Source organism: Streptomyces fagopyri (assembly GCF_009498275.1).
GTDB classification, from domain to species: Bacteria; Actinomycetota; Actinomycetes; order Streptomycetales; family Streptomycetaceae; genus Streptomyces; species Streptomyces fagopyri.
In genome coordinates, this window is the sequence record NZ_CP045643.1 from 2,899,347 (window position 1) to 2,921,893 (window position 22,547).

General features: G+C 71.5%; 21 protein-coding genes and 1 pseudogene. 5 read left to right on the plus strand and 17 right to left on the minus strand.

What is annotated here, in order from left to right; genetic code table 11:
- The first annotated feature begins 17 nt into the window (after positions 1-17).
- Both gabT and GFH48_RS12215 read left to right on the plus strand, forming a co-directional pair.
- Positions 18-1,352: a 4-aminobutyrate--2-oxoglutarate transaminase gene (gene gabT, locus GFH48_RS12210; RefSeq protein WP_153288293.1), complete on the plus strand. Its 1,335-nt coding sequence runs from the start codon at positions 18-20 to the stop codon at positions 1,350-1,352.
- A gap of 200 nt (positions 1,353-1,552) precedes the next feature.
- Positions 1,553-2,425 carry a phosphatase PAP2 family protein gene (locus GFH48_RS12215; RefSeq protein ID WP_228120536.1) on the plus strand — a complete coding sequence of 291 codons (873 nt, stop codon included), beginning with the start codon at positions 1,553-1,555 and terminating at the stop codon, positions 2,423-2,425.
- Here the strand turns inward: GFH48_RS12215 and GFH48_RS12220 are convergent.
- From GFH48_RS12220 to GFH48_RS12255, 8 genes are all read right to left on the minus strand, one after another.
- Positions 2,364-4,193: a chitinase gene (locus GFH48_RS12220; RefSeq protein WP_153288295.1), complete on the minus strand. Its 1,830-nt coding sequence runs from the start codon at positions 4,191-4,193 to the stop codon at positions 2,364-2,366. The genes GFH48_RS12215 and GFH48_RS12220 overlap by 62 nt on opposite strands.
- A 139-nt stretch (positions 4,194-4,332) precedes the next feature.
- Positions 4,333-4,785: a hypothetical protein gene (locus tag GFH48_RS12225; protein WP_153288296.1), complete on the minus strand. Its 453-nt coding sequence runs from the start codon at positions 4,783-4,785 to the stop codon at positions 4,333-4,335.
- A 199-nt stretch (positions 4,786-4,984) separates the two neighbouring features.
- Positions 4,985-6,403 (minus strand): NAD(P)/FAD-dependent oxidoreductase, encoded by a 1,419-nt coding sequence (locus GFH48_RS12230; RefSeq protein WP_153288297.1) that lies wholly within the window; start codon positions 6,401-6,403, stop codon positions 4,985-4,987.
- Positions 6,404-6,432: 29 nt separating this feature from the next.
- Positions 6,433-7,233, minus strand: a complete 801-nt coding sequence (locus tag GFH48_RS12235; protein WP_153288298.1) for an ABC transporter permease — start codon at positions 7,231-7,233, stop codon at positions 6,433-6,435.
- Entirely contained in the window at positions 7,234-8,157 is a 924-nt protein-coding gene (locus tag GFH48_RS12240) for an ABC transporter permease (protein WP_153288299.1), read from the minus strand. It lies immediately after the preceding gene.
- Entirely contained in the window at positions 8,157-9,320 is a 1,164-nt protein-coding gene (locus GFH48_RS12245; protein WP_153288300.1) for an ABC transporter ATP-binding protein, read from the minus strand. The genes GFH48_RS12240 and GFH48_RS12245 overlap by 1 nt, the downstream gene beginning before the upstream one ends.
- A complete protein-coding gene (locus tag GFH48_RS12250) occupies positions 9,317-10,564 on the minus strand; it encodes an ABC transporter substrate-binding protein (protein ID WP_153288301.1) in 1,248 nt (415 codons plus the stop codon). Before GFH48_RS12250 ends, GFH48_RS12245 begins: the two co-directional genes overlap by 4 nt.
- Positions 10,565-10,617: 53 nt before the next feature.
- The gene (locus GFH48_RS12255; RefSeq protein ID WP_153288302.1) at positions 10,618-12,138 is read right to left on the minus strand and encodes a gamma-aminobutyraldehyde dehydrogenase; all 1,521 of its coding nucleotides are present in this window, start codon (positions 12,136-12,138) and stop codon (positions 10,618-10,620) included.
- A 208-nt stretch (positions 12,139-12,346) separates the two neighbouring features.
- Here GFH48_RS12255 and GFH48_RS12260 point away from each other — a divergent pair, with 208 nt between their 5' ends.
- Positions 12,347-12,904, plus strand: a complete 558-nt coding sequence (locus tag GFH48_RS12260; protein ID WP_194280565.1) for an NADAR family protein — start codon at positions 12,347-12,349, stop codon at positions 12,902-12,904.
- Positions 12,905-13,136: 232 nt separating this feature from the next.
- Here GFH48_RS12260 and GFH48_RS39095 read toward each other — a convergent pair whose 3' ends face one another.
- The gene (locus GFH48_RS39095; protein WP_228120537.1) at positions 13,137-14,186 is read right to left on the minus strand and encodes a DUF4190 domain-containing protein; all 1,050 of its coding nucleotides are present in this window, start codon (positions 14,184-14,186) and stop codon (positions 13,137-13,139) included.
- 26 nt (positions 14,187-14,212) lie between these two features.
- Between GFH48_RS39095 and GFH48_RS12270 the strand changes: the two are divergent.
- Both GFH48_RS12270 and GFH48_RS12275 read left to right on the plus strand, forming a co-directional pair.
- Positions 14,213-15,386: pseudogene (locus GFH48_RS12270) on the plus strand (adenosine deaminase).
- A gap of 128 nt (positions 15,387-15,514) precedes the next feature.
- Positions 15,515-16,213: a glycerophosphodiester phosphodiesterase gene (locus tag GFH48_RS12275; RefSeq protein ID WP_153288305.1), complete on the plus strand. Its 699-nt coding sequence runs from the start codon at positions 15,515-15,517 to the stop codon at positions 16,211-16,213.
- 79 nt (positions 16,214-16,292) lie between these two features.
- Here GFH48_RS12275 and sigJ read toward each other — a convergent pair whose 3' ends face one another.
- From sigJ to GFH48_RS12315, 8 genes are all read right to left on the minus strand, one after another.
- On the minus strand, positions 16,293-17,318 hold the full coding sequence (gene sigJ / locus GFH48_RS12280) for an RNA polymerase sigma factor SigJ (RefSeq protein ID WP_153288306.1): 1,026 nt from the start codon (positions 17,316-17,318) through the stop codon (positions 16,293-16,295).
- Positions 17,299-18,063, minus strand: coding sequence for an SDR family oxidoreductase (locus GFH48_RS12285; RefSeq protein WP_153288307.1), 765 nt, complete (start codon positions 18,061-18,063; stop codon positions 17,299-17,301). Before GFH48_RS12285 ends, sigJ begins: the two co-directional genes overlap by 20 nt.
- A 55-nt stretch (positions 18,064-18,118) precedes the next feature.
- Positions 18,119-18,592 carry a hypothetical protein gene (locus GFH48_RS12290; protein WP_153288308.1) on the minus strand — a complete coding sequence of 158 codons (474 nt, stop codon included), beginning with the start codon at positions 18,590-18,592 and terminating at the stop codon, positions 18,119-18,121.
- A gap of 112 nt (positions 18,593-18,704) precedes the next feature.
- Positions 18,705-19,208: a hypothetical protein gene (locus GFH48_RS12295; RefSeq protein WP_194280566.1), complete on the minus strand. Its 504-nt coding sequence runs from the start codon at positions 19,206-19,208 to the stop codon at positions 18,705-18,707.
- A complete protein-coding gene (locus tag GFH48_RS12300; RefSeq protein WP_153288309.1) occupies positions 19,192-19,683 on the minus strand; it encodes an RNA polymerase sigma factor in 492 nt (163 codons plus the stop codon). Before GFH48_RS12300 ends, GFH48_RS12295 begins: the two co-directional genes overlap by 17 nt.
- Positions 19,684-19,926: 243 nt before the next feature.
- Positions 19,927-20,553, minus strand: coding sequence for a class F sortase (locus GFH48_RS12305; RefSeq protein ID WP_153288310.1), 627 nt, complete (start codon positions 20,551-20,553; stop codon positions 19,927-19,929).
- Positions 20,550-20,918, minus strand: a complete 369-nt coding sequence (locus tag GFH48_RS12310; protein ID WP_153288311.1) for an LPXTG cell wall anchor domain-containing protein — start codon at positions 20,916-20,918, stop codon at positions 20,550-20,552. Before GFH48_RS12310 ends, GFH48_RS12305 begins: the two co-directional genes overlap by 4 nt.
- A 189-nt stretch (positions 20,919-21,107) precedes the next feature.
- Complete coding sequence (locus GFH48_RS12315; RefSeq protein WP_153292877.1) at positions 21,108-22,289, minus strand: polyamine ABC transporter substrate-binding protein; 1,182 nt, start codon at positions 22,287-22,289, stop codon at positions 21,108-21,110.
- Between the last annotated feature and the right edge of the window lie 258 nt (positions 22,290-22,547).

The following is a 22,547-nucleotide window of genomic DNA, read 5'->3' on the forward strand; positions in this document are numbered from 1 at the left end:
TCATCAGGGAGCCCCTCATGACCGCACTTCCGCAGGAGCGCCGCGTCGTCACCGCCATCCCCGGCCCGAAGTCGCAGGAGCTGCAGGCCCGCCGTACCGCCGCGGTCGCGGCCGGCGTGGGCTCGGTGCTCCCGGTCTTCACCACGCGCGCCGGCGGCGGCATCATCGAGGACGTCGACGGCAACCGCCTGATCGACTTCGGCTCCGGTATCGCCGTGACGTCGGTCGGCGCGAGCGCCGAGGCCGTCGTACGCAGGGCCTCCGCGCAGCTCCAGGACTTCACCCACACCTGTTTCATGGTCACGCCGTACGAGGGGTACGTCGCCGTCGCCGAGGCGCTCGCCGAGCTGACCCCGGGTGACCACGCCAAGAAGTCCGCCCTGTTCAACTCGGGCGCCGAGGCGGTCGAGAACGCCGTCAAGATCGCCCGCGCGTACACCAAGCGCCAGGCGGTCGTCGTCTTCGACCACGGCTACCACGGCCGGACGAACCTCACGATGGCGCTGACGGCCAAGAACATGCCCTACAAGCACGGCTTCGGCCCGTTCGCGCCCGAGGTCTACCGGGTGCCGGTGGCCTACGGCTACCGCTGGCTGACCGGCCCGCAGAACGCCGGCGCCGAGGCGTCCGCGCAGGCCATCGACATGATCAACAAGCAGATCGGGGCCGACAACGTGGCCGCGATCATCATCGAGCCGGTGCTTGGCGAGGGCGGCTTCATCGAGCCCGCGAAGGGCTTCCTGCCGGCCATCAGCCAGTTCGCCAAGGACAACGGCATCGTCTTCGTCGCGGACGAGATCCAGTCCGGCTTCTGCCGCACCGGCCAGTGGTTCGCGTGCGAGGACGAGGGCATCGTCCCCGACCTGATCACCACCGCCAAGGGCATCGCCGGCGGCCTGCCGCTCGCCGCCGTGACCGGCCGCGCCGAGATCATGGACGCCGCGCACTCGGGCGGCCTGGGCGGCACCTACGGCGGCAACCCGGTGGCCTGCGCGGGCGCGCTCGGCGCGATCGAGACCATGAAGGAGCTCGACCTCAACGCCAAGGCGAAGAACATCGAGGCGGTCATGAAGGCCCGGCTGGGTGCCATGGCCGAGAAGTTCGACATCATCGGCGACGTCCGTGGCCGCGGCGCCATGATCGCCATCGAGCTGGTGAAGGACCGCGCGTCCAAGGAGCCGAACCCGGAGGCGACCTCCGCGCTCGCCAGGGCCTGCCACCAGGAGGGCCTGCTGGTCCTGACCTGTGGCACCTACGGCAACGTCCTCCGCTTCCTGCCCCCGCTGGTCATCGGCGAGGACCTCCTCAACGAGGGCCTCGACATCATCGAGCAGGCCTTCTCCCGCGTCTGACGCCACCGCCGCACCCGCACCGGAATCCGGAGCGCCGCCGACGGCGGATTCCGCTTCGTTCCACCGCGGGTGCGGCCCGGGGCAGAGCGTGTGAAGAACGTGTGCGAGGTGGATGACAGGAGGCGTTTGCGACTGTCGGTGCCGCATCCCCTGCCGTAGGTTCTACCCAGATGAGAGAAACACCCCGCCCACAGGGGACTGTGGGCGACACAGGGTCGAGGCCTCCCCAGCTTCACCCTGGTCGTGCCCTCGCGCACACACCCGGAGCTTCCAGCTCCGGATCTCCTCACCGATCGGACAGTCGCCCGCCCCAAACCCCCCGGGGCGCGCGACGATCCGGTCCGGACGGCCGCCCCGGAACCACCCCCCCTGTTCCCGGGCGGCCGACCTCTCTCCCCGGCCCCGTCGGCCTGCTCGGAGTTCTCGGGTGTCTCGGCCTTCCGGCCGCCCTCTTCGCGCTGATCACCTGGCAGGTCGTGGCCCACGGCCCCCTCGCCCGCGCGGACGAACGCCTCAGCCGCTCCCTCGTCCACCCGGACCGCGTCTCCGAGCTCCTCGCCGACCTGGGCGGCGTCCCCGTCGCGGTACCGGTGCTGGCCGTCGTCCTCGGGTACGTGGCGCTGTCCGCCCGCGCGGCCGGGCGGGAAGGCTGGTGGCGGGCGCCGGCCGTCGCGGCGGTGCTGATGGCGGTCGTACCGGCGGTCATCGTGCCGCTGAAGGAACTGGTCGCCCGCCCGGGCCCACCGGTCATGGGCCCGGGAACGGGCTTCTACCCCTCGGGTCACACCGCGACCGCCGTCGTCGCCTACGGTTGCGCGACCCTGCTCCTCCTCCCCCGGCTCCGTACCGCCCGCGCCCGACGCGGCCTGCTGGGACTCTGCCTCGCCGTGAACCTCGCGGTCGCCTTCGGCCTGGTCCGCCGCGGGTACCACTGGCCGCTGGACGTGGTGGCGAGCTGGTGCCTGGGCGCGCTGCCGCTCACGGTGGCGGTCGTGATCCTCGACCGGGGCGTCAGCCGAAGTAGCCGTCGAAGTTCCGCTGGAACTCCCAGCCCGCGAACCGGTCCCAGTTGACCGACCACGTCATCAGGCCGCGCAGTCCGGGCCAGGTGCCGTGGGTCGCGTACGAGCCGCAGTTCGTCCGCTTCGTCAGGCAGTCCAGCGCCTTGTCCGCCTCCGCCGGGGACACATAGCCGTTGCCCGCGTTCACCGAGGCCGGCATGCCGATGGCGACCTGGTCGGGGCGCAGCGGCGGGAAGACGTTGCCGGTGTCCCCCGCGACCGGGAAGCCGGTGAGCAGCATGTCGGTCATCGCGATGTGGAAGTCGGCGCCGCCCATGGAGTGGTACTGGTTGTCGAGGCCCATGACCGGGCCGGAGTTGTAGTCCTGGACGTGCAGGAGCGTGAGGTCGTCGCGCAGGGCGTGGATCACCGGGAGGTACGCGCCGGCCCGCGGGTCCTGGCCGCCCCACTTGCCCGTGCCGTAGTACTGGTAGCCGAGCTGCACGAAGAAGGTCTCGGGGGCCATCGTGAGGACGAACCGGGAGCCGTACTTGGCCTTCAGGGTCTTCAGCGCGGAGATCAGGTTCACGATCACCGGCGTCGTCGGGTTCCTGAAGTTCGTGTCGCTCGCGTCCAGCGAGAGCGAGTGGCCCTCGAAGTCGACGTCCAGGCCGTCGAGACCGTAGGTGTCGATGATCTTCGAGACCGAGGAGACGAAGGTGTCGCGGGCGGCGGCGGTGGTCAGCTGGACCTGGCCGTTCTGGCCGCCGATCGATATCAGCACCTTCTTGCCCGCGGCCTGCTTGGCCCTGATCGCCGCCTTGAAGTCCGCGTCGCTCTCGACCGTGGGGCACTCGGTGACCGGGCAGCGGTTGAAGCGGATGTCGCCGGAGGTGGTGGAGGTCGGCTCCCCGAAGGCCAGGTCGATGACGTCCCAGCTGTCGGGCACGTCGGCCACGCGGGTGTAGCCGGAGCCGTTGGCGAAGCTCGCGTGGAGGTAGCCGACGAGGGCGTGCGGGGGCAGACCGGTCGAAGGGCCGGAGCCCGCGGAGGTCGTCGCCGTCACCGTGGCCGACTTCGCGGACTCGCCCGCGTCGTTCGTCGCGGCGACCTGGAAGGCGTACGCCGTCGAGGGCGTGAGCCCGCCCACGGTGGCCGACGTCCCGGTGGCCGTCTGGACCCTGGCCCCGTCCCGGTAGAGGGCGTAGCCCGTCGCGCCGGTCACCGGGGACCAGGACAGGGCGACCGTCGAGGACGAGACGGTGCCGGCCGTCAGGCCGGTGGGCGCGGCCGGGGGCTGCCCGGCGTCGCCTGCCGGACCGACGAGGGAGAGGTCGTCGGCGTAGTACGCGCCGGTGCCGTACCAGCCGTGGGTGTAGATCGTGACCCTGGTGGTGGCCGGGCCGGTGCGGAAGGTGGTGGTCAGGCGCTGCCAGTCGGGCGCGGACTGGGTCCAGGTGGAGACGTCGGTGGTTCCGGTGCCGCTCGCTCCGAGGTAGACGTAACTGCCCCGGACGTACCCGGCGAGGGTGTACGAGGAGTCGGACTTCACGGTCACCGTCTGCGAGCACTGTGCGTTGTCGCTGCCGGCCGGGGTCGCCTGCAGCGCCGAACCGCCGCTCCTGACGGGTGATTTCACGACGGCGCCCGCCGTACAGGTCCAGCCGTCGAGTCCCGTCTCGAAGCCGCCGTTCCTGACCAGGTCCGCGTCGGCCGCGCGGGCGGTCGGCGCGAGTGCCGCGAGGCCGGGCAGAGCCAGGACGGTCGCCGTGCAGACGGCGAGCAGCCTGCGACGGAACGGGAGCGATCCGGTGGGGCCCCTGTGTTCGGTGCGTTCCACAACTGCCTCCAGGCATGGGGGAATTCAGGAGGGTGGAGCGCGCCCAACCTGGTCCAGACCAATCCGGTTGTCAAGACCTCTGCCGATCGGTGCGGCTTCCGCGGGCGGCCGGGTCCGTTCCCGTCGGGGCTGGTCGGGGCTACCGGTCCTCGCTCCCGGCGAGACCCGCGGCCGCCTCGTGCATGGCCAGCTCCAGCAGTGCCGGGTCGGTGAGCGTTCCGGTGCCGTCCGGCGGGACCAGCCAGCGGACACCGCCGGTCAGCCGTCCCGGGTACGGGACCACGATCCAGGTGCCGTGCCCCGCCGTGCGCACCCCCGTGCCGAGCCAGCGCGCCGCGGTGCCCGGGGGCACGAAGAAGCCCATCCGGGCGTCGCCGAAGTCCACGAGCACCGGGCCCGGCTGGTCGATCACCCGGGTGAGCACGTCGAGCGTGGGGTAGCCGAGCCGGCCCGGCAGGATCAGCACGTCCCAGAGCCGGCCGGCCGGCAGCAGCGCGACCCCCGCCGGATTGCGCTCCCATTCCCAGCGGCAGGCCCCCGGATCCGGCGCCACGGATGCCAGCCATTCGACCGCCGTCTTGGCCCCTGTCATGGCGGAACCTCCCTCTCTCCTCGTGTCGACGCTGGTCGCGTCTGAGGGGAGAGGGAGGTTCGGGCCGGGCATTACGCGGGTTCGGCCATCCGGTGGTGGTGAACCGGATCACAGTGGGTGAGCTGGGCGTACGCCTGTGGATCAACGGCGCTCCGAAGCGCCCCGGTGATCGACAGGCCGGAGGGCGCCGGTCCGGGCCTCAGCTGTCGAAGCCCAGGCCCACCCGGTCCATGGCCCTGAGCCACAGGTTGCGCCGCCCGCCGTGCGCGTCCGCCCGCGCCAGGGACCACTTGGTGAGCGCGATGCCCGTCCAGGCGAACGGCTCCGGCGGGAACGGCAGCGGCTTCCTGCGGACCATCTCCAGCTCGGTGCGTTCCGTACGCTCCCCCGCCAGCAGGTCGAGCATCACGTCCGCGCCGAACCGGGTCGCGCCGACCCCGAGCCCCGTGTAGCCAGCCGCGTACGCGACCCGGCCCCGGTGCGCGGTGCCGAAGAAGGCCGAGAACCGCGAGCAGGTGTCGATGGCGCCGCCCCACGCGTGGGTGAAGCGGACGCCCTCCAGCTGCGGGAAGCAGGTGAAGAAGTGCCCTGCGAGCTTCGCGTAGGTCTCCGGGCGGTCGTCGTACTCGGCGCGCACCCGGCCGCCGTACGGGTAGATCGCGTCGTAGCCGCCCCACAGGATCCGGTTGTCGGACGAGAGCCGGAAGTAGTGGAACTGGTTGGCCGAGTCCCCGAGACCCTGGCGATTCTTCCAGCCGACGGAGGCCAGCTGCCCGGCGCTCAGCGGCTCGGTCATCAGCGCGTAGTCATAGACCGGGACGGTGTACGACCGCACCCTTCTGACCAGGTTCGGGAAGATGTTGGTGGCGAGGGCCACCCGGCGGGCGCGGACGGAACCGTAGGGGGTCCGTACGGCCATGCCGGCGCCGTGCGCCTTCAGGGCGAGCGCGGGGGTGTGCTCGTACACCCGCACCCCGAGCCGCAGGCAGGCGCGCTTCAGGCCCCAGGCGAGCTTCGCGGGGTGCAGCATGGCGACGCCGCGGCGGTCGTACAGGCCGGCCAGGAAGGTCGGCGAGTCGACCTGGTCCCGGACCGCCGCCGCGTCCAGGAACTCCACGTCGTCCGTGAGGCCCCGGCCGCGCAGTTCCTCGTACCAGGCGCGGAGTTCGTCGGCCTGGTGCGGCTCGGTGGCGACGTCGATCTCGCCGGTGCGCTCGAAGTCGCAGTCGAGACCGTAGCGGGCGACGGCCTCCTCGATCGCGTCGAGATTGCGGGCGCCCAGTTCCTCCAGCTTCCCGATCTCGTCCGGCCAGCGGGTGAGTCCGTTGGCCAGGCCGTGGGTCAGCGACGCGGCGCAGAATCCGCCGTTGCGGCCCGAGGCGGCCCAGCCCGCCTCGCGGCCCTCCAGGAGCACCACCTCGCGCCGCGGGTCGCGCTCCTTGGCGAGCAGCGCGGTCCACAGTCCGCTGTAGCCGCCGCCGACGACGAGCAGGTCGCAGGTCTCGGCGCCGGTGAGGGCGGGCTCGGGGCGGGGCTTGCCGGGGTCGTCCAGCCAGTACGAGACGGGCCGTGCTTCGGAAAGGGACGCGGTCCAACGGGTCATGGCGCTCGGGGCCATGATTTCAACTCCCCACGGATTGTTTTCGATTACGCCTTTTGCCTGTTGCGGCGATTTCCTATGACCATTCCGACCAGGACGAACAGTACGGCGACGATGAACATGGCCGTCCCGATGACGTTGATCTGAACGGGTGTTCCACGCTGCGCCGAACCCCACACGAACATGGGGAAGGTGACGGTCGAGCCCGCGTTGAAATTGGTGATGATGAAATCGTCGAAGGAGAGCGCGAAGGCGAGCAGCGCGCCCGCGGCGATCCCGGGGGCGGCGATGGGCAGCGTGACCCGCAGGAAGGTCTGCACCGGACCCGCGTACAGGTCCTGGGCCGCCTGCTCCAGGCGCGGGTCCATCGACATCACACGCGCCTTGACGGCGGTCACGACGAAGCTGAGGCAGAACATGATGTGGGCGATCAGGATCGTCCAGAAGCCCAGCTGGGCGCCCAGGTTGAGGAAGAGCGTCAGCAGCGAAGCGGCCATCACGACCTCGGGCATCGCCATCGGCAGGAAGATCAGCGAGTTGACCGCGCCGCGTGCCCGGAAGCGGTAGCGGACCAGCGCGAAGGCGATCATCGTGCCGAGGACGGTGGCCCCGAGGGTCGCCCAGACGGCGATCTGGAGGCTGAGGGACAGCGAGCCGCACATGTCGGCGACACCGCACGGATCGCGCCAGGCGTCCGTGGAGAACTGCTGCCACTCGTAGTTGAAGCGCCCCTTCGGTTTGTTGAAGGAGAACACCGTGACGATCACGTTCGGCAGCAGCAGATATCCGAGGGTGACCAGCCCCGCGATGACGACGAGATTCCTCTTGAACCAGCGTACGAAGGCCATTTAGACCAGATCCTCCGTCCCGGACTTGCGGATGTAGAGCGTGACCATGATGAGGATCGCGGCCATGAGGATGAAGGAGAGCGCCGCGGCCGTCGGATAGTCGAGGATGCGCAGGAACTGCGTCTGGATGACGTTGCCGACCATGCGGGTGTCCGTGGAGCCGAGCAGGTCCGCGTTGACGTAGTCGCCGCTGGCCGGGATGAAGGTGAGCAGGGTGCCGGAGACGACTCCGGGCATCGACAGCGGGAAGGTGACCTTGCGGAAGGTGGTGAACGGCTTCGCGTAGAGGTCGCCGGCCGCCTCGTGCAGCCGGCCGTCGATGCGCTCCAGCGAGGTGTAGAGCGGCAGGATCATGAACGGCAGGAAGTTGTACGTCAGACCGCAGACCACCGCGAGCGGGGTGGCCAGTACCCGGTCGCCCGCGGTGAAGCCGAGCCAGTTGGTGACGTCGAGGACGTGCAGCGTGTTGAGGGCGCCGACGACCGGGCCGCCGTCCGCGAGGATGGTCTTCCACGCGAGCGTGCGGATCAGGAAGCTGGTGAAGAACGGCGCGATGACCAGGATCAGCACGACGTTGCGCCAGCGGCCGGCCCGGAAGGCGATCAGGTACGCCAGCGGGTAGCCGAGCAGCAGGCACAGGATCGTGGCGGCACCGGCGTAGAGCACCGAGCGCAGGAACTGCGGCCAGTAGTCGGACAGCGCGTTCCAGTACGTCTGAAAGTGCCAGGTGACCTTGAAGCCCTCCTCCAGGGAGCCCGTCTGCACGGACGTGGAGGCCTGGTAGACCATCGGCAGCGCGAAGAAGACCAGCAGCCACAGGATGCCGGGCAGGAGCAGCCAGTACGGGACGAGACGGCCGCGCTTGCGGGGTGGCTTGCTGTCCGGCTGCGGCTCGCGGGGCGGCGCCTCGGTGACGGTGGCCATCACGCGGCCTCTTCCTCGACGCTCTCCACGCCCGCGTCGATGTCCTGTGCCGCGTCGAGCCCGAAGGTGTGGGCCGGACTCCAGTGCAGGACGACGTCGGCGCCGGGGGTGAGCCGGGGGTCGCGGTCGATGTTCTGGGCGTAGACCTCGAACTCGGGACAGACGGCGCTGTCGATGACGTACTGCGTGGAGACGCCGATGAAGCTGGAGTCGGCGATCTTGCCGGTGATGCGGTTGCGGCCGGCCGGGATCTCGCCGGCGTCGTCGGCGTGGGTGAGCGAGATCTTCTCGGGGCGGACGCCGACCAGCACCTTGCCGCCGGTCGTCGTGGGCGCCGCGCAGCGGGCCTTCGGCAGCACGAGCTTCCCGCCACCCGCCTTCAGCACGATCTCCTCGCCGTCGCGGGAGTCGACCTCGGCCTCGATGAGGTTCGAGGTGCCGAGGAAGTTCGCGACGAAGGTGGTGTTCGGGTTCTCGTAGAGGTCGGCGGGGGCGCCGAGTTGCTCGACGCGGCCCGCGTTCATCACGGCGACGGTGTCGGCCATGGTCATGGCCTCCTCCTGGTCGTGCGTGACGTGGACGAAGGTGATGCCGACCTCCGTCTGGATGCGCTTGAGCTCCAGTTGCATCTGACGGCGCAGCTTGAGGTCGAGGGCGCCGAGGGGCTCGTCGAGGAGGAGCACCTTGGGGTGGTTGATCAGTGCGCGGGCCACCGCGACGCGCTGCTGCTGGCCGCCGGAGAGCTGGTGCGGCTTCTTGCGCGCCTGCTCGCCGAGCTGTACGAGGTCGAGCATGTCCCCGACCTGCTTCTTCACCGACTTGACGCCGCGTCGGCGCAGACCGAAGGCGACGTTCTCGAAGATGTCGAGGTGCGGGAAGAGGGCGTAGGACTGGAAGACGGTGTTCACCGGCCGCTTGTAGGGCGGCAGACGGGTGACCTCCTGGTCGCCGAGGAACACGGTTCCGGAGGAGGGTTCCTCCAGGCCCGCGATCATGCGCAGGGTGGTGGTCTTGCCGCAGCCGGAAGCGCCGAGCAGGGCGAAGAACGAGCCCTGCGGCACGGTCAGGTCGAGCGGTTGCACGGCGGTGAAGGAGCCGTAGGTCTTGCTGATTCCGGAGAGGCGGACGTCGCCGCTGTTGTCCGTGGTGTTCATCGTCGTCACGCCCCTGTGAGCTTCGCGAACTTCTGCTGATAGGCCGTCTCTTCCTTCGAGCTCAGTGAGCGGAAGGCGTGGGACTTGGCCTGCATGGCCTTGTCGGGAACGATCAGCGGGTTGTCCGCCGCCGACTTGTCGATCTTGGCGAGATAGGGCTTCACTCCCGCGACCGGGCTCACGTAGTTGATGTAGGCGGCGAGTTCGGCTGCCGGCTCCAGCTCGTAGTAGTAGTCGATGAGCCGCTCCGCGTTCGTCTTGTGACGCGCCTTGTTCGGGATGAGCATGTTGTCGGTCGACGTCATGTATCCGCTGTCGGGGATCACGTAGCCGACGTCGGGGCTGTCCGCCTGGAGCTGCACGATGTCGCCCGCCCAGGCGACGCACGCGGCGAAGTCGCCCTTGCTGAGGTCGGACGTGTAGTCGTTGCCGGTGAAGCGGCGGATCTGCCCGTTGTCGACGGCCTTCTGGAGGCGGGCGATCACCGCGTCGTAGTCGTCGTCCGTGAACTTCGCCGGGTCCTTGCCCATGTCGAGCATGGTCATGCCGACGCTGTCGCGCATCTCCGTCAGGAAGCCGACCCGGCCCTTGAGCTTCGGGTTGTCGAGCAGGTCGGAGACCGACTTCACCTCGATGCCGTCGAGCGCCTTCTTGTTGTACGCGATGACGGTCGAGATGCCCTGCCACGGGTACGAGTAGGCGCGCCCCGGGTCCCAGTCGGGGGCGCGGAACTGGTCCGACAGGTTGGCGAAGGCGTGCGGCAGGTGGGAGGCGTCCAGCTTCTGGACGTAGCCGAGCCGGATCATGCGGGCGGCGAGCCAGTCGGTGAGCACGACGAGGTCCCGGCCGGTGGCCTGGCCGGCGGCGAGCTGCGGCTGGATCTTGCCGAAGAACTCGTCGTTGTCGTTGATGTCCTCGGTGTACTTGACCTGGATTCCGGTCCGTTTGCCGAAGGCGTCGAGCGTCGGACGGTGCTTGCCACTGTCGTCCGTGTCGATGTATTCGGGCCAGTTGGAGAAGTCGACGACCTTCTCCTTCGCCGAGTGGTCGTCGGCGGACACCCCGCCCTGTGTCTTGCCGGCCGCGGGGATCCCGCAGGCGCTCAGCGCCCCGAGTCCCCCCACCGCGAGCGCGCCGCCCGCGGAGGCGCGCAGCAGGGAACGGCGGGTCATGGCGGCCCGTCCGTTGCGGAAGCTGCGCCGCACGGCGGCCGCTTCGGCCGGTGTCAGGCGGTCGGGCTCGTACTGCTTCATGCGCGTGCTGCCCTTTCGGGAGGTCTGGGCCACGGACGGTACGGACCGTGCTGCTAGCGGTCCCCGAAGATCGTGCGGTGCCAGTCCTTCCTGGCCACCGCGGTGTTGTCGAACATGACGTGCTTGATCTGGGTGTACTCCTCGAACGAGTACACCGACATGTCTTTGCCGAAGCCGGATGCCTTGTACCCGCCGTGCGGCATCTCGCTGATGATCGGAATGTGGTCGTTGACCCAGACGCAGCCCGCCTTGATCTCGCGGGTCGCGCGGCCCGCCCGGTACACGTCCCGGCTCCACGCGGAGGCGGCGAGACCGTACGGGGTGTCGTTGGCGAGCCGGATCCCCTCGTCGTCGCTGTCGAAGGGGAGCACCACCAGGACGGGACCGAAGATCTCGGACTGCACGATCTCGCTGTCCTGGGGGGCGTCGGCGACGAGGGTGGGGCGGTAGTACGCGCCGGCCTTGAGCTCCCGCGGGATCTCGCCGCCGGTGACCACGCGCGCGTAACCACGGGCCCGGTCGACGAATCCGGCCACCCGGTCGCGCTGCGCGTGCGAGATGAGCGGGCCGAGGTCGGTGCCGGGGGCGAACGGGTCGCCGAGGCGGACGGTCGCCATGAGGTCGGCCGCCTGGCGGACGAACTCCTCGTAGAGGGGCCTTTGCACGTACGCGCGGGTGGCGGCCGTGCAGTCCTGCCCGGTGTTGATGAGCGATCCGGCGACCGCGCCGTGCACGGCCGCCTCCAGGTCCGCGTCGTCGAAGACCACGAAGGGGGCCTTGCCGCCCAGTTCGAGGTGGAGCCGCTTGACGGTCGCGGTGGCGATCTCGGCGACCCGCCTGCCGACGGCGGTGGATCCGGTGAAGGAGGTCATGGCGACGTCGGGGTGGCCGACGAGGTGTTCACCCGCGTCCCGGCCGGCTCCCGTGACGATGTTGATCACGCCGTCCGGGATGCCGGCCTCCGTGGCCGCCTCGGCGAACAGGAGCGAGGTCAGCGGGGTGAGTTCGGCCGGCTTGAGGACGATCGTGTTGCCGGCGGCGACGGCCGGGAGGATCTTCCAGGCGGCCATCTGGAGGGGGTAGTTCCAGGGCGCGATGGAGCCCACGACGCCGATGGGTTCACGGCGTACGTAGGAGGTGTGGTCACCGGAGTACTCGCCCGCCGACTGGCCCTGCAGATGCCGGGCCGCGCCCGCGAAGAACGCGGTGTTGTCGATGGTTCCCGGAACGTCGAACTCCCGGGTGAGTTTCAGCGGTTTGCCGCACTGGAGGGACTCCGCGCGCGCGAACTCGTCGGCACGGTCGGCCAGTACGGTGGCGAAGCGGTGCAGGGAGTCGGAACGCTCGCCGGGGGTGGCGCCCGCCCAGCCGGGGAACGCCGCGCGGGCGGCGGCCACGGCCGCGTCCACGTCGGCGGTGCCGGCCAGCTCGTACGTGTAGACCTCGTCGCCGGTGGCGGGGTCGACGACCGTGTGGGTGCGGCCCGAGGTGCCCTTGGCCGGCCTGCCCGCGATGTACTGCGCGCCGTCGGCGAAACGGTCCTGCGCCTGGAAGCGATGGCCCGGATTGTGCATGTCGCTCTCCTCCGCCGTCCGCCCCGTTGCCGCGAGGTCGGCGTAGCTCCAGCTCGATTTGAGTGCCGATCCTGACAGAGCAAAGGGACTCCAACAAGTGATTCCGTTGTTGCCTTTTGGTTACGCGACGGAATCTGTCGACCAGGTGTCGAGTCCCCACGGAAAAAGGGGGGACGGAGTGTCAGTGGTGGATTCCAGACTCGCGTGCATGGGGAAGATCGATTCTTGGGAAGTGCTGGTCAGCACGGTCGACTCGGGGACGCGCGTCGAGTACCTGCACTTCTGGGGGCACCGGCCGCGGCCGGACGGCCGGGTGGACGCGAGCTGCCTGAGCCAGTGGTGGCCCTCACCGTTCGTGGTCGGCGGTGTCTCCTACGCGACCGCCGAGCACTGGATGATGGCCGCCAAGGCACGGCTGTTCGGCGACGCGGAGGCCGAACGCCGCGCGCTGGAGGCGCCGAACCCCGCTCTCGCCAAGAAGGCGGGCCGGCTCGTACGGGACTTCGACGACTCCGTGTGGGAGCGGGAGCGGTTCGCCATAGTGGCCGAGGGCAGCGCGCACAAGTTCGCCGCGCATCCCGATCTGCGCGCGTTCCTGCTGGGTACCGGTGAGCGGGTGCTGGTCGAGGCCAGTCCGGTGGACCGCGTATGGGGCATCGGGCTCGCGGCGGACGACGAACGGGCGTCGGATCCACGGCGGTGGCGGGGCCCGAACCTGCTGGGGTTCGCCCTGATGGCGGCGCGCGAGCGGCTCGCCGAGGACTGACGGACACCCGTCGGCCCGACGGGAAGCCGGCCTGGTGGAAGGGGTGGAAGCTGTCCGCGCCGGCCGGCTGGGGGCTGTCCCGTGTCCCCGGTGGATCAGCGGGCGGCGTCGGACGCGGTGCGTCGCAAGGCGGAGGGTCGTCCTCGTACCGGGTGTGTCCGGGCGACCCCGACGACGCGGCGAGGTGCCGTGACCGTCGTCGTGCGCCCGCCGGGGATCAGCGGGACACCCCTCAGCGCGGCACGACCAATGAGGTGGAGTACCCGTCGTCGCCGGTGAACGGGGAGTCGCCGCCGCCGTCGTCCGGGAGGACGAAGAAGACCACGACCATCCCGATGCTCAGGGCGACGCCGACCGCTCCGCAGATGATCCCGGCCAGGGCCTGCCCCGGGTTCGTGGCCTCGCCCCGGCGGACCCTGCGACGGCCCACCGCTCCGAAGATCACACCCAGGACGCCCACCACGAAGGCCACCGGCCAGAGGCAGAAGACCACGGCCGAGATGATGCCGAGCACCAACCCGGCGGTGCCCATGCCGTTGCTGGGCGGGAGGGGCAGCGCGGGCCAGCCGTAGCCGGTGCCACCGGGGTAACCCGGTGCGCCCGGGTGGCCGGCGCCGGGCGGGCCGTACTGCGGGTAGCCGTATGCGTAGCCGTAGCCGTACGGGACCTGACCGGGGCCCTCGGGAGCGATGGGCGGCGGCGGGACCGGCTCTCCGGCGGTCGTCCGCGCAGGGGGCGTGTGGCCCGCGGGGGGTGCGAAAGGGTTCTCCCAGGACGGGGAGGCGGGCCCGGAAGGGCTGCCCACGCCGGGGAACGAGGCCATCGTCGCCTGGTCGTGCACCGGGGCCGACGCGGGGTGGGGCGCGGGCGACGCGGGGTGCGCGGGAGCGCCGCCGAAGCGGGAGGGGGCCTGGTCCGCGGGCGGGGCCCAGGGGTTCGGCTCTTCCACGGGTGCGGCGGAGGCCGGGTTCGCGGGGAACCCGTCCGCCGGGGCGGGGGGTTTGTCCAGCGCAACCCGGGCGGCCGGAACCGCGGGTCCGGGGCGGGGGGCCGTCGTGCCGTCGTACGCGGGGGTCGGGGTCCCGGAGGGGAAGGCCGCCGCGGGCGTCGGGGTCCCGGAGGGGAAGGCGGGCGCGTCGCCCGCCGCGGGTATCGCGTCCTCAGGGTCCGCGGCAGGTGCCGCGTCGGCCGGCCGAGACGGCGCGGCCCCCTGGTCCGGGGACGCCCACGGCGTCCCGGCGGCGTTCCGCGGGGCCTGTGGCACCTGCGCGTCGTCGGACATGGGTCCCCCTCTGTGTGCGTTCCGTCATGCTACGGGCCCGGACCCGCACCACGCGGGCCGCCGCCTACGATGATCCCCGAGTCATCGATCAGCCGATCACCCGCGTCCCCCGACCGCGTTCCGGGGACGCCGTTCCCGGGGAGGGACCCCTTGACCGATCACCGCGACGCCCGCGATCTGCACGCCTTCATCGCCGGACTGCCCAAGGCCGAACTGCATGTGCACCACGTCGGATCCGCCTCGCCGCGCATCGTCTCCGCCCTCGCCGCCCGTCACCCCGACTCCCGGGTGCCGACCGACCCGGAGGCGCTCGCGGACTACTTCACGTTCACGGACTTCGCGCACTTCATCGACGTGTACCTGTCCGTCGTCGACCTCGTCCGCACGCCCGAGGACGTCCGCCTGCTGACCTACGAGGTCGCGCGGGACATGGCCCGTCAGCAGGTCCGCTACGCCGAACTGACCATCACCCCTTACTCCTCCACCCGCCGCGGCATCGACGAACTCGCCTTCATGGAGGCGATCGAGGACGCCCGCAAGGCCGCCGAGGCCGAGTTCGGGGTCGTACTGCGCTGGTGCTTCGACATTCCCGGCGAAGCGGGCCTGGAGGCGGCCGAGGAAACGGTGCGGCTCGCGACCGAGGACCGGGTACGGCCCGAGGGACTCGTCTCGTTCGGGCTCGGCGGCCCCGAGATCGGCGTACCGCGACCGCAGTTCAAGCCGTACTTCGACCGGGCGATCGCCGCCGGACTGCGGTCGGTTCCGCACGCCGGTGAGACGACCGGGCCGGAGACCGTGTGGGACGCGCTCAACGACCTGCGGGCCGACCGCATCGGTCACGGCACGAGCTCGGCGCGGGACCCGAAGCTGCTCGCGCACCTCGCCGAGCACCGGATCGCCCTGGAGGTCTGCCCGACCTCCAACATCGCCACCCGCGCGGTCCGCACGCTCGACGAGCACCCGATCAAGGAGTTCGTCCGGGCCGGGGTCCTCGTCACCATCAACTCGGACGACCCGCCGATGTTCGGCACCGACCTCAACAACGAGTACGCGGTCGCCGCCCGCCTTCTCGACCTCGACGAACTCGGTCTCGCCGCGCTCGCCAAGAACGCCGTCGAGGCGTCCTTCCTGGACCCGGCCGGGAAGACCAGGCTCGCCGAGGAGATCGACACCTACGCCACGACGTGGCTCGCGCCCTGACCCTCGCACCACGGACCGCCGCGGGCCCACCCCACGACCGGAGCCGTCGCACGACCGGACCCGTCGCACGATGACGCCCACCGCGCGATCGGGCCCACCGCGTCACGGGCTCATTGCACAATGGGCCCATGCGCACCGTGACCGCCGTCGCTCATCGCGGCGACCCCTATCGCGTCCGTGAGAACACGATCGACTCACTGCGTTCCGCGCTCCGCCGGGGCGCGGACGCGGTGGAGGTCGACGTACGGCTCACCCGCGACGGCGTCCCCGTGCTGCTGCACGACGAGACCCTGAAGCGGCTGTGGGAGGTGGAGCGGCCGCTGCGGACGCTCTCCGCGGACGAGGCGCGCGGCCTCACCGGCGGTGGAGTACCGACGCTCGAAGCGGCCCTCGCGGCGACCGGGGACAGCCGGATCATGGTCGACCTGCCGGGCGGCCCCGGCGTCGGGGCCGTCCGCCGGATCGTCGACGTCGTCCGATCGTGCGGGGCCGGGGAGCGGGTGTACTACTGCGCCGGCGCCCCGGCCATGCTGGCGGTGCGCGCCGCCGACCCCGCCGCGGAGATCGCGCTGACCTGGACGACGCTCGCGCCGCCGCGCCCGGCCCTGATCGACGCCGTGCGGCCGCGCTGGCTCAACTACCGCTTCACGCTGGTCGACCGGGACCTCGCCGCCCGGGTGCACCGCGGCGGACATCTGCTGTCCGTGTGGACCCCGGACACCCGGCGCTCCATGCGCCGGCTGCTCGACCTCGGTGTCGACTCGGTCACCACGAACCGCGTCGACACCCTGTGCGCGCTGCGCGAGGGCCGGGCCGGCAAGGGCTGAGCCGCCGACGACCGCGACCGAACCGGCTCGGCGCACCGGCTCGGCGCACCGGCTCAGCGCACCGACTCAGCGCACCGACTCAGCGTGATACCCCGTCAGCACCCGTACCGGCAGCGGTACCGGCAGCGGTACCGGTACTGCCATCGGCATCGGCATCGGTCCAGGCGTGGAGCTTGTCCGGGTTGATCACCAGCCACAGATCGGTGACCAGACCGTCGCGCACGTCGGTGGCGAGGACGGCGACGGTGCCGCCGCCGATGCGCACCGTCACACCGGGAAGGCCGTTCACGTCCTCCTCGACGAGCTCGACCCCGGGCTCCTTCCGCATGAGCCCGACGAAGAGGCGGGCCACCTTGTCCCGGCCGACGACCGGACGCAGGGCCGCGCGCACCTTGCCGCCTCCGTCGCTGCGCGACTCGACCCCGGGGTCGAGGAGGACGACGAGGGCGTCGAGGTCACCGGTCTCGCACGCCTCACGGAACGCGGAGACGATCCGCCGGTGTTCGTGCGCCGGCCGGCTGCCGGACCGCCGGTGGGCGAGGCGTCTGCGCGCCGAGGCCGCCAACTGGCGGCAGGCCGCGGGGGTGCGCCCCACCGTCTCGGCGATCTCGGTGAACGGCAGCCCGAAGACGTCGTGCAGGACGAAGACGACGCGTTCCGCGGGAGTGACCGACTCCAGGACCACGAGCATCCCCATGCCGACCGATTCGTCGAGGGTGATCCGGTCGGCCGGATCGTCCTCGCCGCCGCGGCCCGCGCTCGTCCACACGGTGCCGTCCCGGAGGGGCTCGGGCAGCCACTCCCCGGTGTAGCGCTCACGGCGGACCCGCGCCGACGCGAGATGGTCGAGGCAGATCCGGGAGGCGACCCGGGTCAGCCACGCCAGCGGTGTCCCGATCTCCCGCTGCGCCTCCTCGGGCTGGGCGTACCAGCGGGCGTACGTCTCCTGCACGACGTCCTCGGCGTCCTGGACGGAACCGAGCATGCGATAGCCGAGGTTGAGCAGCCGCCGGCGTTCGGCCAGCAGGGAGCCGAGGGTGGGGTCGGGGTCCCGCGCGGGTCCGGGTGGTGTGGACACGGCGTCGTCATCCTCCCTGGGCGGCATCTCGGGCGGCGTACCGGGCGAGCCACGCGTCGAAGGTCTGGGTGCCCCGGGGTCCGGGCCCGGCCGGGAGCAGACCGTCGCCCGTCATGGCGGCGCCGGTGGCACCGGGCATCCTCACCGGCATCAGCAGTCTGCGCTCGCGCCGGGCCCGCAGCAGCCGGCCCACCATGTCGACGAGTTGCTCGGCCCGCGGCCCGGCGAGCTCGGGGGCCGTCCCCTGCGCCGGTGCCAGGACGAGCCGCACCAGGTGCTGGGCCACCTCACGGGCGGCGACCGGCTGCGTCCGCATCCGGGGCACCACCCCGAGCGGCTTCGGAACGCGGTCGAGGGTCTGCTCCGCGAACTCGTGGAACTGGGTGGCGCGCAGCACCGTCCACGGCGTCCGCCCGTTCCTCACCACGTCCTCCTGCCGCAGTTTGCCCTGGTAGTAGCCGAGGCCGACCCGGTCGACGCCGACGATCGACAACGCGACGTGGTGCCGTACACCGGCCCGCTCGCCGGCCTCCAGGAGGTTGCGCCCCGCGCTGTCGAAGAACGCGACGGCCTTCCTGCCGCTCATGGTGGTCACATTGCTCACGTCGACGACCGCCTCCGCGCCCGCGAGGGCAACGTCGAGTCCGGCGCCCGTCACGAGGTCCACGCCCCGCGATCTGGCCAGCACCAGCGGCTCCTGCCCCGCCGCGGCCAGTTCCTCGACCACGTACCGTCCGACCAGCCCCGTCCCGCCCGCCACCGCTACGCGCATGCCGTGCCTCCCGCCTGCTCCCATGGTCCCCCACGTCCTCGTGCGCCGCGCCGGGTCACCGTGCGCCGCCCCCTCGTACGAGCCCTGCGCCGCCCCCTCGTACGGGCCGTATGGCGTCTCGTCGTACGGGCGGGACCGGCATCACCAGCAGGGCCGACACCAGCAGCAGCGCCGCGAGGGTCACGACGTTGAGCACCTGGTCGCGCGTCCCGTACATGTCGAGATGCTGGACGTGGTAGCCGAGGTGCAGGACGTCGAAGACCAGCCACACGGCGCCCGTCGTCCGCACGAGCCGTTCGTTGCGTACCTGGCGCAGGGTGACGGCCGTCAGCACGGCCAGCGCGAGGAACATGGCCCCGGTGTCCTTGGCGAGGTGTTCGTTGTAGGGGCCCAGCGGAGGCAGCCAGCTCAGGCCGAAGCCGGGGAAGTTCGCGTACCAGCCCTTCGGTGAGAAGTAGGCCCAGCCGCCTGTGTACAGCCCGGTCAGGGCCAGGAGGCCGAGACCGGCGTACCGGATTCTCGTGTTCATGCCCCTATGACGAGACAGCACCCGCCGATGTGAGGCGGGCAGACCAAGCACGGTCAGCCGGACGGGCGGACCGGCGGTCGATCGGGCGGACGGACGGGCGGTCGATCGGTGGCTACGGCCGCGTGCCGCGCCTCGTGCCGATGGTCCGGCCGGGGTCGGGCGTCGGCACGGCGGAGGGCGAGGAGAGCGTCGGGCGCGGTGTCATGGACGGCTCGCGGCCGGTGGTGACCCGGCCGGACTGGGTGCTCGGGATGTGGGTCCGGCTCCGATCGAGGGGTCGGGGCGTGACGGATCGCGGCGACGCCGACGGGTCCGGCGCGGGCGACGGAGTGCTCCGGGCCGTCGGACCGCTCGCGGGCGGCGGAGCGAGCGGGACGGTCGGGGAGACGGGCGCGTCGGGTGCCGCCATGCGCAGGGGCAGCGCGACGAGGGCGGCGACGGCGCAGGTCAGGCCGACTCCGGCCGCGGCGCGCAGCAGTCTGCGGCGGGCCGCGCCGCGGCGGATCGCCTCGTACCGGCCGGTGGGCGGCCCCAGATAGTCGGACGAGGGCCTCAGGATGACCGCGAGAGGGTCGTCGGCTTCGGGGTCCGGACCGTCATCAGGGCGTGTGATCAAGGCTTCTCCTCAGATGGGCGCGGAGCAGTTCTCGGGCCGCGTGGAGATCGGCCTTGATGGTTCCTTCCTTGCGCCCGGTCAGCACGGACACCTCCCGGATCGGCATGTCAGCGTAGTAGTGCAGCAGGATCGGGACGCGCAGCCGTTCGGGCAGCGACTGCACGAGCAGCCGCACCGAGGGATCGGCCTGTTCGGCCGGCGGGCGGACCGCGGCCTCCACGGTGGCGCGGCGCACGGCCCGGCGTTCGCGTTCGAGCTTGCGCCAGTGGTCCCGGACGAGGTTGGCCGCGGTGACGTAGAGGAATCCGCGGGGTTCCGCCACGGACGTCCAGCGGGCCCAGAGCCGGGTGAACGCCTCCGAGGCGATCTCGTGGGCGGTCTCGTCGTCGTCGACCAGACGGCGGCACCAGCCGGCGAGGCGCGGGTAGAGGGCGGCGAACAGCTCGGACGCGGCCTTCTCGCGGGACCGTTTCAACGTTCTCCATGGTCGTACTCGTGGGGAAGGATCCCGGGCCGACGGCGTACGTTCCATCGGCCCAGGATCCTGGGGGTGGAGAAGGAGCGGGACGGCGGGGTCCCGGTGCCGCGGACGGCGTTGGCTGGTACCGCCCGCCGGGTGAACCCGACGGACGACACACGGACGACGCGCGGCGGACGACACCCGACGGACGACAGCGGGCACATGACAGGCGGCGGACGACAGGCGCCTGCCGTCGGATCAGGGGCTCGCGGAGCTCAGCGTCGCGAAGACGATCACGTTGTCGAGGTATCCGTCACCGGTCCGCGGGCCACCACAGGTGATGAGCCGCAGCTCCGGCCGGTCCACGTCCCCGTAGACCGCGTCCGCGGGGAACTCCGCCTTGGCGACGGTGCGTACGGAGTCGACCGTGAACACCGCCGTCGTACGGTTCTCCAGGCGCGCTTCGATCCGGTCGCCCCGGCGCAGCCGGGCCAGGTGACGGAAGACCCCGTCCCCGTAGGCACCGACCGTGACATGACCGAGGATCACCGACGGACCGGTCTGACCCGGCGTCGGCGAGAACTGGTACCAGCCCGCCCGGTCGTGTGCGGTGACCGGGGGCACCTCCACTCCGCCGCCCGGGGTCAGCCCCAGCCGGATGAGCGGGGTGTCGACCCCGATGGCCGGGACCCGCAACCGGACCGGGACCGAACGCCGCAGGGCACGCGCCGCGTTCGCGGACTGCCGCGCGGGCGTCGGCACGGACGGTGGCGTGGTTCCCCGGCCCGGGGTCGTCTCGGTCCGGTCCGCGGGGTGGCCGCCGCAGCTCACGAGCAGCGAGGCCAGCGCCGCGGTGGCGAAGGCGCGCCTGGAGGGTGGGGTCATACCCCGGTCGCCCGGCGGCGGCGTACGAGAAGGACCGCCGCGCCCCCGCCGACGAGCACCGCGGCGGCGCCCCCGCCGATCAGGGTGCTCTGCGATCCGGACCCCGTGGACGCCGGCGCCACACCGGTGTCGGGCGCGCCGTTCGGAACGACGGCGACCTGGCCCCGGGTCGAGGAACGGCTCGGTACGGGACTCGGAGTCCGGGTTTGGACGCCCGGCGCCCGGCTGGGTTCGGCGCTGGGAGCCGGGGCGGTGCTGGCGCTGGGGCGGGCGCTGGGGCTCGTCCCGGCGGCGAACGCGGACACCGTGCCGACCGGCACGGCCAGGCATGCGAGGGCCACGGCGCTCAGGAGTGTTCGGCGCATGAATCGCTCTCTTTCCTCGGACCGCCCGCCCGGTCACCCGGGGGGCTGCGTGGTGGATCGAGCGGAGAGACGAGACAGCGACGGAGGGGGTTGTAAAGAACGGGCAAAGCCGCCGACGGCCGGCCTCGGGGTGGTCCCGAAGCCGGCCGTCGGGCCCCGGGGCGCCGTCACCGTCCCGGATGCGCCGGGTCACAGCCCCGCGATCGCGTTCCAGCGCTTCGCGAACTCCGTGCGCTCGGTGGACGTGATGTCGCGGGCGATCGCGAGCCGCTTGCGCACGCCCGCGTCGGGGAAGATCAGCGGGTTCTCGGCGAGGGCGGCGGTGTCCTCGTCCGTGGAGGAGGCGAGGACGTCCTGGGCGGCGGGGACCGGGCACACGTAGTTGACCCAGGAGGCCAGTTCCGCGGCCACCTCCGGCTGGTAGTAGTAGTCGACGAGCTTCTCCGCGTTGGCCTTGTGCCGCGCCAGGTTGGGGATCATCAGCGAGTCGGACCACAGTTCGGCGCCCTCCTCGGGGACGACGAAGCGGATGTCCGGGTCGTCGGCCTGGAGTTGGATCACGTCGCCCGAGTACGCCTGGCAGGCCAGTACGTCCCCACTGACCAGGTCCTTGGTGTAGTCGTTGCCGGTGAAGCGCCGGATCTGGCCGCTGTGCACGTGCTTCTGGACCTGGTCGCAGATCCGGTGGAAGTCGTCCGCGGTCCACCGGGTGATGTCGACGCCGTTGCCCTGCATGAGCAGCGCGAACGCCTCGTCCAGACCGGACAGGAGGGTGACCCGCCCCTTCAGGTCGCCGGCCCACAGGTCGGAGACGTGCTTGATCTCTCGGCCGACCCTGCGGCGGTTGTACGCGATGCCGGTGATCCCCGACTGCCACGGCACGGTGGAGCGGCGGCCGGGGTCGAAGGACGGTGAACTCAGCAGCGGGTCAAGGTACTTGGCGACGTTCGGCTGCGCGGCCCGGTCCATCCGCTGGACCCAGCCGAGCCGCACGAAGCGCGCGCACATCCAGTCGCTGATGACGATCAGGTCGCGGCCCGTCTGCTGGTGGTTCATCAGGGACGGGCTGATCTTCCCGAAGAACTCGTCGTTGTCGTTGATCTCCTCGATGTAGTCGACGGAGATCCCGGTGCGCTTCTCGAAGGCGTCCAGCGTGGGCCGCTTCGTGCGGTCCTTGTCGTCGGTGTCGATGTAGAGCGGCCAGTTCGCCCAGGTCAGCCGTTTGTCGCGGGCGGAGAGGTCGGCTCCGGCACGGTCTCGGGGCGACACGTACGCGGCGGGCACCCCGCATCCCGCCAGGGCACCGAGCGCCGCACCCCCGCCCAGGGCGCGCAGCAGGGACCGGCGGGACAGGGTCGGGGTCTTCCGCATCACTGGCACGCGGGCAGCATCCCGTTCCGTGCGACGCCCGGACAATGGACGCTGCGTCGAGCACTCGCCCGCCGAACCGACACCCTGTCGATCACCGGGTACGGGACGACCGCCCCGTACGCGGCCGTCACCCACCGCCGAGTCACCGTCCGGCACAGGTCTGGCGTCCGCCGTGGAGCCTCCCTCCGCGGGCTCGCCCGACGGGCGGCCGCGGCCGGGCACGTGACCCTGGCGGTCGGGGTCCTCGTGGTCCGCGAC

Bases quoted from the DNA above. Each gene is read 5' to 3' on its own strand.
- GFH48_RS12255 (WP_153288302.1), bottom strand. From the start codon at position 12,138: ATGCACAATCCGGGCCATCGCTTCCAGGCGCAGGACCGTTTCGCCGAC.
- GFH48_RS12305 (WP_153288310.1), bottom strand. From the start codon at position 20,553: ATGACCCCACCCTCCAGGCGCGCCTTCGCCACCGCGGCGCTGGCCTCG.
- GFH48_RS12260 (WP_194280565.1), top strand. From the start codon at position 12,347: ATGGGGAAGATCGATTCTTGGGAAGTGCTGGTCAGCACGGTCGACTCG.
- GFH48_RS39095 (WP_228120537.1), bottom strand. From the start codon at position 14,186: ATGTCCGACGACGCGCAGGTGCCACAGGCCCCGCGGAACGCCGCCGGG.
- GFH48_RS12225 (WP_153288296.1), bottom strand. From the start codon at position 4,785: ATGACAGGGGCCAAGACGGCGGTCGAATGGCTGGCATCCGTGGCGCCG.
- GFH48_RS12240 (WP_153288299.1), bottom strand. From the start codon at position 8,157: ATGGCCACCGTCACCGAGGCGCCGCCCCGCGAGCCGCAGCCGGACAGC.
- sigJ (WP_153288306.1), bottom strand. From the start codon at position 17,318: ATGCCGCCCAGGGAGGATGACGACGCCGTGTCCACACCACCCGGACCC.
- GFH48_RS12310 (WP_153288311.1), bottom strand. From the start codon at position 20,918: ATGCGCCGAACACTCCTGAGCGCCGTGGCCCTCGCATGCCTGGCCGTG.
- GFH48_RS12290 (WP_153288308.1), bottom strand. From the start codon at position 18,592: ATGAACACGAGAATCCGGTACGCCGGTCTCGGCCTCCTGGCCCTGACC.
- GFH48_RS12275 (WP_153288305.1), top strand. From the start codon at position 15,515: ATGCGCACCGTGACCGCCGTCGCTCATCGCGGCGACCCCTATCGCGTC.
- GFH48_RS12250 (WP_153288301.1), bottom strand. From the start codon at position 10,564: ATGAAGCAGTACGAGCCCGACCGCCTGACACCGGCCGAAGCGGCCGCC.
- GFH48_RS12235 (WP_153288298.1), bottom strand. From the start codon at position 7,233: ATGGCCTTCGTACGCTGGTTCAAGAGGAATCTCGTCGTCATCGCGGGG.
- GFH48_RS12285 (WP_153288307.1), bottom strand. From the start codon at position 18,063: ATGCGCGTAGCGGTGGCGGGCGGGACGGGGCTGGTCGGACGGTACGTG.
- GFH48_RS12315 (WP_153292877.1), bottom strand. From the start codon at position 22,289: ATGCGGAAGACCCCGACCCTGTCCCGCCGGTCCCTGCTGCGCGCCCTG.
- GFH48_RS12230 (WP_153288297.1), bottom strand. From the start codon at position 6,403: ATGGCCCCGAGCGCCATGACCCGTTGGACCGCGTCCCTTTCCGAAGCA.
- gabT (WP_153288293.1), top strand. From the start codon at position 18: ATGACCGCACTTCCGCAGGAGCGCCGCGTCGTCACCGCCATCCCCGGC.